General features: G+C 68.2%; 1 protein-coding gene. It reads right to left on the bottom strand.

Annotated features, from left to right (window positions below):
• Window positions 1-191 (bottom strand): helix-turn-helix domain-containing protein (locus IF89_RS40125; protein WP_030778210.1); only part of this gene is annotated, 191 nt, incomplete at its 3' end.
• Between the last annotated feature and the right edge of the window lie 89 nt (window positions 192-280).

Here is a 280-nt window from a genome sequence, read left to right as displayed (position 1 = left end):
CCCGGCGCGAGAGCGGCCAGGTGTTCCACGACAGCGTGGACATGGGCGTGCGCGGTCCCGAGGCTGATACCGAATCCCGCGGCCAGTTGCCGCACGGTGCCGTTCTTGCGCAGGTACACCAGTGCGACCAGAGCGCGCCGGGACGGCGGCAGCTTGCATCTTCGGTCCCCCTCCCGGGTGACGATCAGCATCGCCACCCACTCCACGAGGGCGTGCGGGACATCGAGTACGGCAGGATAAGGAACCGACGAGGCCCCCGAGTTGAAGAGCTGTGGACGTC

This window comes from Streptomyces sp. NRRL F-2664, from assembly GCF_000719345.1.
GTDB lineage: Bacteria > Actinomycetota > Actinomycetes > Streptomycetales > Streptomycetaceae > Streptomyces.
The sequence above is the reverse complement of the archived record's forward strand: the minus strand, read 5'-3'. Positions and strand labels throughout refer to the sequence as shown.